This is a genomic window from Aphanizomenon sp. UHCC 0183 (assembly GCF_009712065.1).
In the GTDB taxonomy this organism is placed as follows: Bacteria; Cyanobacteriota; Cyanobacteriia; order Cyanobacteriales; family Nostocaceae; genus Dolichospermum; species Dolichospermum heterosporum.
On sequence record NZ_VILC01000052.1, the window covers coordinates 1 to 10,720 of the forward strand.

Annotated in this window: 1 protein-coding gene; it reads right to left on the bottom strand. The window is 41.1% G+C overall.

The annotated features are described in order from the left end of the window. On the bottom strand, positions 1-10,720 hold a 10,720-nt coding region (locus FJR37_RS17100), incomplete at both ends, for a hypothetical protein (protein WP_168466612.1).

A 10,720-nucleotide genomic window follows, 5' to 3' on the forward strand; every position in this document is an offset into this window, starting at 1 on the left:
ATTATAAATCTGGATATTATCGTCTTCCGTACCCGCATAAACATTCGTAATGGCATTAATTTTTTTAATGCGAATTGTATCAGCACCCGCTTCTGTGTTTAGGGTTGTTTGACCTGAATTACTTATGAGAGTGAGTGCATCATTACCACTGCCGGTGTTGAAGTCTAATGTACCAGCAGTAAAGTTATTAGTGAGATTAATAGTATCTGCACCAGAACCGAGTTGAACAGCTAAAGCTTCAATGGTGCTATATTGCAGACGACTACTTAAACCCAATCCGTCAACGTAGGTATTATTTACCGTCACATTTTGGTTATAACTACTGGTATTACTAGAGTAGTTGAGATTTAATTTATCGCTACCTGCATTACCTTTAATACTGAAGTTTAAGTTACCACCAATATTGCTGACACTGGGATTAATCAAAGTGACAGTATCATTACCAGAGCCTAAGATAATACTGTATTCTTCAAAGTCTTGAGTGTCGAAACCTAAATCAATTGTCAGGTCAAGGTCATCTGTGCGGGTGGAATAGTCTTGGCCAATGACATCATAACCAGTATTACCATCAACTACTAAGTTTGCAGTAACGCCTGAATTGGGATTGATCACATCATTACCAGAACCAAATTTAATGTTAATGTCCTGAAATTGACTGTAGTTAATAGTTGCACCTAAACCGACGATTTGGGTTGAACTTACGGTGGCAGAACGACCAACTGTATCGCCGCTATTATCAATATTGAGGGCATTTGTGCCACTACCACCATTAACAGTAAATGTTCCTGTCGAGCCACTGTAAGGAGAACTAGAACTACCTAAATTGATGGTATCGTTATCATTACCTGTGTTGATGGTTACGCCTGTAGAAGTGATATAACCGTAAATTCCGACCGTACTACCAACGCCCACATCTGTTGTACCTTGGTCTACAGTAATTTGGACTGCACCAGAAGTCTTAATTGAAGCGTTGTTCAGTGTGAAGTTGTCTCCTGCGGTTAAAGTGATGCTACTACCCTGAATATCGCTGTTAATGGTCAAATCATCGCCACTACTAGCAGATTCTCCTGCACTCAAGGTAATGGTACCAGATGTGGTGATACTTTCGCTAATTGTCAAAGGACTATGGGTAGCAATATTAATATTACCACTGTTCAAACTAACTCCATTAACACTCAATGCACCGTAATTATCCACATATACATCACCGCTACCACTGGGAACAGTCAGGCTATTAGCAGTCATTTGTAGACTATTGCTACTACTACCAATACCACTACTAGAAGTCAAACTAACAGCATTAGCTTGAATATCTCGTGAGTTGTTACCTCCGAGGATTCCTGTACCTGTGAGAGTCACACTTCCATCAGTTTGAACTTGATTGAGAGTCAGAGTCCCAGTGGAGTCAACTCGGATGTAACCGTTACCCATTGCTGTGGCTGTCAGGTTGGTTGATACTGTGTCAATATCAATGTTTTTCAGGGCTGTAACTTCAATCGTCCCCGCATTTAAGGTTGTACCCTCAGCCGTGGTGACACTACCACCAATAAGGCTATTGCCATTATAGTAACCCGTAGAACCAACAACTAGTTTAGATGTGCTAGGTGAACCATTAAAGACTAAATCAGCACCCATGCTAATTTCGACATAACTAGCAGTAGCTAACATTTGCTGGAAGTTGATATTACCTAAGTCTTTTTGGGCGTTGAGGATGAGGTTAGTTGCAGTGACGTTAAATTCGCCGACAGATTGTGCTAATTCAATACCACCTGCTAACTTACTTACTGTTTTCGATTTCAGGTTCAAGCCACTACTAACTGCGGTAAAGAAGATTTGTACGTCAGTATAATTAGGGTTTTGTGCGACTACATTATAGTCAGACTCGGTAGTATAGATAATTTCATTAACAGGAACTTGACCTGCTATATTTTTGGTGACAGAGTAAGCATAGTAACCAGAACTATAGTTTCCAGATTGATTGATTTGACGACTATAAACTGTGCTGCTATCGGGAGATTCTTGATAATAAACTCGTTCACTACCATCGAAGACATTATTATTGTCAGTGTCATCGAAGTAAGCATACATACCGCTTTGGGTTTCCCGTTCTTGGTAAGAAACGGTATTTAATACGGGTGCTAAGGTGAGACTATCTTTTTGTGCTTGTGTGAGAGCCGTTAGAGCAGTGTTATAAACCGTGGCTTGGGAAATATCAGCGCTATCGAGATAATAGGTCGTGTTGGTGTAGATATCTCGATACTGATAATAACCTGCATAAGTACCAGAGCTTTGTAAGTTACCTCGTGCCACTAAATTAATGATAGTTTCTCCACCAGGAGTCTTAGCAGTCAGATTAGCAAAGGATTCAGGCGAAATGATGATGTTATCTGAACCTACTTCAAAGGTGAGATCATTTGTCTTGATGATGGGTATACGCACACCACCTTGGACTACACCACTATCACCGCCATTAAGGGTGAGGTTAATAGCATCTAGGGTAATGGTTGAGTCAATATCTAAGGTTTGGGTAGCTTGAAGAATTAAAGTATTGGCGCTCAGGGTTTTATCGCTACCAGCAGGATCAATGACCAAATCATCTTGTTTACTGACTAATTGGATAGTTCCTGAGCTAGTGGGAACGCTTAAACCAGAGTTAGTGCTTAACGTGCCTAAATTGGATAGATAAATACTACCTGCGTTAGATGTCATACTCGGCACATTTAAGGTGCGATTCGCGCCCGATGCTGATTTACCGATACCTTCAATGTTGATAGTTCCATCAGCAGTGGCGGTAATTTCCGATAAATCAACTTCTAACAAACCAATATCACTACCTGTAGCTGTGGCGGTAAGGTTAGCTTTAACAGCGACTAATTCAGCAATATTATCATTAGAGTTGAGTGCAAGTATGTCACCGCCATTATTCGCAGTCAGGTTAATCTGACTGTAGGAGATTAAGTTACTGCTACCGTCGTACTCACTATAAACTCCAGTGTCTATCTTGCCAATGGTCATGTTACCAGAAGAAGTTAGGTTGAAGGTATGCGCCTGAGAGTTGGTCGTTGATTGAACTAAGGTTGCAGTTAATGTCCCGCTATTGTTGAGGGTAAAGTTACCATTGCCAACTTGACCGGCAGTGAGGTTAAGATTACCAATGTTGTCAATATCTACGTTACCTGTGCCACCAACTTCAAAGCTGAGGTTGCTAACTTGGATGTAAAGAAGATCAACAGTACCAGCAGAATTAATATCTAAGCTATTGGCACTAATCCGGTTAGTATTATTGCGAGTGATGCTACCTGCGGAGAGAGTCATGGAAGTACCCGCAGATAAATCCAAGGCTGTATCAAGATCAAGAGTTAATGCACCGTTGGTTTTGATGTTGAGAAGATCAGCCGCTTTGAGTTTATCAACAGTAACAGTACCACCAGCCGTAATATTAATGTCGTTACCTGCACCTAATGCGGTGACATTTAATAATCGGATACCGCGAACAGAATCAATGTCAATATTACCGTTAGCTGTGGTAATTGTGGCTTGAACATCGGTAGTTGATTTCCGATCTACAACTAGGTCAATATTGCCGTTACTGCTGTTAGTCACATTCAAAGTTGTGGCTGTCAGGTTAGCATTAATACCAGATTTAGCATTGAGGTTCATGGTAGTAGCACTAATTAAACCATTTTGAATTACTCCATTAGTAACCAAATAGTTGTTAATGCTGCCCTGAGATGCAGTTAAATTGAGGGTTCCGGTAGTTAATAAACCAGAAGGTAAGTCAATCTTATTACCCGATGTTGTTCCCCCAGTTAAGGTAATATTGCCGTTTGTCCCTGTGGCGAGATAAGTATTAACATCACCTGTGATATTACCATTACCACCATTATTACCAGCCAAACCAGTAATTCCATTACCTGCATTCAGTAAGCCCTTAATAATTAGGTCATTACCTGCATTTAATTGGATTTGAGTTCCAGAGGTGGCGCTTGTCCCTGCGTTAATTGCACCGGCAAAGTTGATGTCACCTGTGGAGGATGTGCTGGTAATGGTAACTTTACCACTGTTGCTATTGGCGTATAGTTCGCTGGAGTCAAGTACAGTAACACTATTACCGGAAATAGTCAGGTTATTTTGGGCAGAAATATAGGCAGGTGCAGCTAAGGTATTACTTGTACTGCTGCCTGTGGGGAGTTTACCTTGGATATTAACTTGACCCAAACTGCTGATATTAATGTTACCTGTTGTCCCGTTAGCGGCCAGTTTACCTGTGATGCTGATGTTACCTGTGGCATCAATGGTAATACCGTTAGCTGCACTAATGGAGTCACCTGCAAATTGACCGTAAGCTTTTTGGTTAGATGAGGTTTGACGTTCTGTAACCCAAATGGTTTGATCTTCGGTGATGTTATCAGTACGCCATTTGGTCTGGGTGTCTATGGAAACACTTTTGAGTTGAATATTACGAGTTTCGTAACGGGGACGGTTATCGTAAATATTTTCTGCATTGCTTACCCATTGATATTGTAGGGTTTGGCGTTTGTCGTAGATGTTGTGCCAAATTGAAGTCCAGTCATATTCGTAGTTGTAGTAATCCTCGTAAACAATACCCCCATTCCCACCTACAGAGAAATTGAAAAAGCTTTCTGATGAACCATTAATCCTAAAGACGTAACTTGTTCCAGGGCTTTGTTCATAGTAAGTGCCATCGGGATTAGTGAGTTTTAAGTATTTTTGACTGTCTGTATTAGTAAGCGTGACTACTGTACTGATATTTGCTGATGAACCTCCAAAGAAATCGGCTCGAACACCAAAGTTACGCTGATCACTTAAATTGTAACCTGCAATAGTTTCTGTTCCAGAGTCACCTCCAACTATATCCTCCCCGATCATGTCAAGAGCAATGCCATCTTTATCTCCGAAATAAATTCGTTCGTTATATCGGCTATCGGTAACATGAATGTCATAGTCAGTGTTATCGCCTCCTCCAGACCAACTCATAACAGCACTGAAGTTAAAGGTCGCATTTCCTTCATTTGCCACCAACTGACTATAAAGCGTTTGCTCTAGGTATTGATTGCTTAAATCAGCACTTTCACTAAAGTATTCATTCACTGCGTATGCATTTCGCGAATCAACGTCATTGCTTTGAGCAAAGTCTGCATTATCAGCCCAATCAGGGGTACGAGAGTGATAGAGGTTGCTACGCGCAATTACACTGCTGCTGTCATTGTAGATAGTATATTCTCGTTGACCATTCCTGTCATAATTAACTGCCCAACGTCCAGCAACGTTATCAAAATCACCTACTCCTGTATAACGAGAGCGATCTTGAACATAATTAACAACGGCATGATCACGGTTTTTGCCTACTAATTCCTGCCAAGCTGAGGGCGTACCTTGAGAGACTACCCGCAGTATATTATTACGAACATCAGCTTCTGCACCAACAGGAACACGAATATATTTATTTTGTCTTGAGTCGGTAGAATTATTCCAGCCATCTATAGGTACATTAATAATGCTTCTACCTGTATTACCTGCCCAACTAGGATTCCAAGTCTGTACACTCGCATTACCGTTAATAGTTTGGTTAATCTTGGTGTTACTGTAACTGAAATCATACAATTTGTAGTAACCCAGTTTATCTAAAACTATCCACCTTTGTTCATCTGTGAGGTTTTCAAACACATGATCAACAGTAGGTTTAACAGATGCACTCCAGTCGACGTTATAGGTTGTTCCACCAATAATTAACTGACCACTAGCATTAACTGTATAGTCAACTTTATTGACAAAATATTCTCGTTCTATCTGCGTAGTGGGATTCCAGTAACTATCTTGGGTTAATGTGACATCCATTGTGTAGAACTTACTACCAACTCTGACGCTATCTGTACCGACTTGTTCTGTGAAAGTGCTGGGTATCCAGTTAACTACTTCTACCTGAATTGTGCCATCAGCAACTTGTCTTGTGCCAGTGACAACAGGTACAGTAACGGCGCGTTGAGTGATGAAGGGGATAGGTACTGGTTTTGTACCTGCGCCTAAAGCTGAGTCTGCATCAATGGTGACTGTTCCCCCTGCGAGAATGGTAGCAGTATTCTGAGCTTGTAATGTACCTGAACCATTAACTAAGACATTACCACCACTGAGTTGAGAACGGGTAATTGTGCCGCGAATGGTGCTGGGTGTCCAACTGGCGTTAATACCAGCCCGAATATCGAGGTTTTGGGCGGCTGTCACTAAACCGTTAACAGTTAAATCGGTGACGACATTTAAACTAATATTGGTGCTGGCATCTAAGAAACCTTGTACTACTAAAGAATTAGCAATAACTTCCAAATTCTGATGGGAGTCAACCAAAGCACGGGATAAGGGGGCTTTACTCTTAGCAATAATCGCCTGACCTAATGCGTTAATTTGGATACTCGGATCAGTTGTGGTTGTTCCGCCACCGTAGGTTTGAATTAAGGCATTATTGGGACGGACTGCATTCAGTAGGTTGGTTTCTTGGTAATCCAGTAGGTAGAGATTATTACCTTTAATGACAACCTGACTCTTAGCGCCCACAGCATTGTCAATAAAGACATCACCTGCATTATTCTCACTGGTAATAAATACCTTATCTGGATTGACGCTAGTATCGTTAAGTGGTGCAATTTGACCGCTTAAAACCAGACCGGATTCAGCCGAAATATTGATGATACCGCTTGTGGCTGTTTCTAATGTACCGCCACCAACACGGGTGAGGTTAGCGGGGAGTTCGGCACTGGCAACGGGTGCAGCACCTACAGCTAGTACAGTTCCTGTCGCACTGACATAATCACCGTTAGCATTGATATAGAACCCAGAACTATTCACAAAACGTCCTTGAGGGTCTTGATAAATTAAGGGAGTTAGCATTAAACCGTAACCGGAAGCACCAACACCACCATCAACGGTAAGAACATCATCTGCTTTCAGGTAGCCGTTAATTAATAACATTCCTGCACTATCAATAGTGATGTCTGCACCGTCATCATAAGCCTGAATTAAACCATCAATTTCTACTTGTTTACCAGCAGTGATATTGATTTTGCTGTCGGTGCTATCTGCAAAAATCAGAGTTCCAGTTTCCGCAAACCTGGCTGTAGCATCACTCTTAATTGAACTTAGACTGTTCATGGTGAAGTCTAAGGTGCTGCTACCACCAGTAATATTAATGTTGATGTTACCTGTGGCGATCGCTGTTCCGCCTCTGGTGACGACTAAACCAGTGGTGTTATCTGCACCTGAACCACCAAATGTAACTAAATCTGCGGCGTTGAGATTAATATTGGCGGTTTTTCCTGTCCAGGTGACGGTGTTGTTAACGAGGTTTGCCCCGGCGAGGATTGAACCACCCACGTTGATAATATTACCAGTGACGTTAATATTGCTGTTGTCTGCACCACTGAAGAGACGCACACCAGAGTTAAGATTAACTGTCCCTGTACCGTTAATGGTGAGATTACCAATACTGGATAAATCAAAGCCTTGTTGTTGATATTTACCGTTAGTTAAGATGGTCCGACCAAAGGAAATACTACCGTTAGCATTGGTTTGGTTAATATTCAGGACTTCTCCTGTTCCCTGGACTAATATTTGACCGTTATAACCCTGAATTTGGTTAGCTGCGGTCATTTTCACTGTTCCTTGACTAATAATATCTGTCATCAACAAAATATTATTAGTTGCAGTAATTAAGACTTCATTGGTATTAGCATTATTATCAACTTTGGTACTTTGTAATACTCCTTCAAAGTTGATATTTTTACCAGTCATTACCAAATTTGTATCAGTAATAATGCGTCCAGAAGTGCTGGCTAAGGTTAGATCTCCAGAAGTTGCGGTAATATTAATACCAGTCATACCCACACTACCTTCGCCGATAGTGCTGTCAATAATCACGTCATTTAAACCAGTGATATTAACTGATTTACCATTAATTTTACTTGTACCAAAAGTATGAACACTGGTTTGTCCAGTAGTAATAGTTGTACCTGCATTGATGTTAATTTGATCAGTAGCCGTGAGACTACCTTTTAATTCAAGAGTGTTGGTAGCGTTAATAGTAATATCAGAACCTGTACCACTGGCGATAACATTACCTTTAACAACTCCATAAGTACCAACATTTAAGGTAATTGAACTATTACGAGTTTCTAATAAACCTGTATAGTCTAAGTCAATATCCACACCATCGGGCGAATTTCCACTATTCAAATTAATAGTTTCATAACCCAATACTTTACCAGCAATATACAATTTACCGTTTAGTCCGGTTGGCGAACCAATAGTCACAACTGAACCTACTTGGTCGGCTTTGACTGTATAAGGTAGGGTTGAAGTTAAATCGGTAGTCAGATTGGTGAAACCTAGTTTATCAGCATTAGTTGAACCAGTTTTAACTAATGTGGTTGCATAGGAACTGGTTAATAATAAACGACCTTCACGGAGTTTTACCTGTAGATCATAATTATCAAAACCAGTGTAGGTACTACCAATAGCATGGGCGGTAGTATCTTGACTACTAACAACTGTCCAAGTCGCATTCTTAATAGCAGTATTTAAGTCTGCGACTAAATCACCGACTTGGGTATTATTAGTTGTCGCAGATTTGGGTAAGGTGACGGTGGCTTCAATGAAGTAACCAACTTTATCTAAACGTAGTTTGAGGGTGACATCTTGACTAACTACGCCTGTGGCTAGTTCATAAAAAGCAGCCGCTTCAATTTCGTTGGTGTAAGCAGGGGCGAGTATATCAACTTCTCCCTTCGCACTCAGGTTAATTTGACTGTTTTCGCGCCAAGTGGAAATTTGGGTTGAACCATAGAGAACCATTCCTCTACCAGAATAATTGGTAGAACCGTCTGCTGGGTTGGGTTCTACGGGGTCAATACCGCCCACAAGGTCTATTTGTTTTCCGGCTTTCAGGCTTTGACCGATGCGAATTTGGTTATCTGCATGAACGCTTATGGTAGAATTACCGCCGAAATTATGGGCGTAACGTCCCATATATTTGCCGGTGGTGTCGCGGACATCTTGGACTTCACCACCTGGTAAGACTAAGCCTTGGATATCAACATCTTGGGCTGCGTTAATAATAATGGAACTATCTGCTGCATGAGTAACTAATTCACTGGCTGCTTGAACATAAGCACCTGTACCGGAACTGTTACCACCACCGTTAATCGTGATGTTGTTATTGGCGTAGATGTAACCACCTGTTTCAATTGCTTGACCTTGTTGGTTAATGGTATGACCACCAATAAATGCCTGTCCAAGAGATGTGATCTCAACTTTGCCGTAGTTACCTGACCAGTCAATGGTTTGAGATAATATATTACCGTTGGCATCAAAGGTTTGGACTAACTTACCGCCTGATGCCAAGGTTCCCATCATTTCCATGTTGCCGGTGTTGTTCATGGAAATTAATGCGCCACTATTATCGGAAGTTAGACCCATGGCGGTGACACCACCTGCTGCGGTGACAATTAAGCCAAGTCCGTTATCGTCTGCGCCCGCTGTACCGCCATTTAAGCTAACAGATTTGGAAGCTAGTAATCCTGTATCTAAGAAGATTTGTTGGCCTGCTTTAACGGTGATGGTTGCGTCATTTCCTGCCCAAGTTACACCGTTTGCACCAATACTACCCCCGGCGACAACTGTGCCTAAGATATCAACATCTTTCGCACCTTGGAGGTTAATGGCACTACCAGCTTTTTTGGTATTAACTCTCGATGTAGTATGAACATAAACGCTAGAACCTTGACTATTTGGAGTGTTGGTGCTAGTTCCATTTGCTAGATAACCGCCTAAAATGTCAATTTTATCTTCAACGGTTAAGAAGCTTTCAATGTACACCCAACCTTCAGAACGAATTTTCAGGTCAGAGTTTTGACCGTTGACGTTGATATTACCTCGGAGAATTACATCATCGGGAAATTCCAAATTAACCACCGCATTGTCTGCATTATTGGTAATAGTTCCAGTCAGGAATAGGGAGAACGCATCTGGTTGTAGTGGTTTCAGGTAGAGGTCACTGGGTAATCCTATTTTCAAATAATCATCATATTTATCTAACCGAGAAGTTCCAGCCACCATGTTGATTTGATTGGCGGTGGTAATTGCTCCCTGGATAAACAGACCATTATTTGCTTTTAAATCTAAGGTATCTGAAGTGATTGACCCCACTCGCATATCACCGGAGATGACTTCGATACCTGCATGACCAACTGCACTTACTTGATTAACAAACAGGTCATTCGTTACCTCTTGAACATAGACGTTACCTCCACTGACAACAGTTAATTTCCCATCAGTTAGAGAGTTAGTGTTAATTTCTAAAACATCAGAGTTAGTACCAATACTACCCACTGTTTCTAATGTGATGTTTCTACCAATAACATCAGCTGTCGTATCTCCCGTGTCTACAATCGAGGTTAATGCCCGTAAACCGACATCAAATTGAGTTTCAATTACACCAACTTTCAAGTCATGATCTAGGGAGTTAACGTAAATATCACCTTGTTGAGCCGTGATATTAATAGCACCATCTAACAATAGATCAACATCAAGGTAGTTGGTGTATTCGCCAATAGAACCTGTTGTTGATTGTAGATCAATTGCCGAACCACGAATATTCAGGAGATTCTCATTAATATCAAAGATTGAACCTTGAGCCTGTAAATCTACAGAA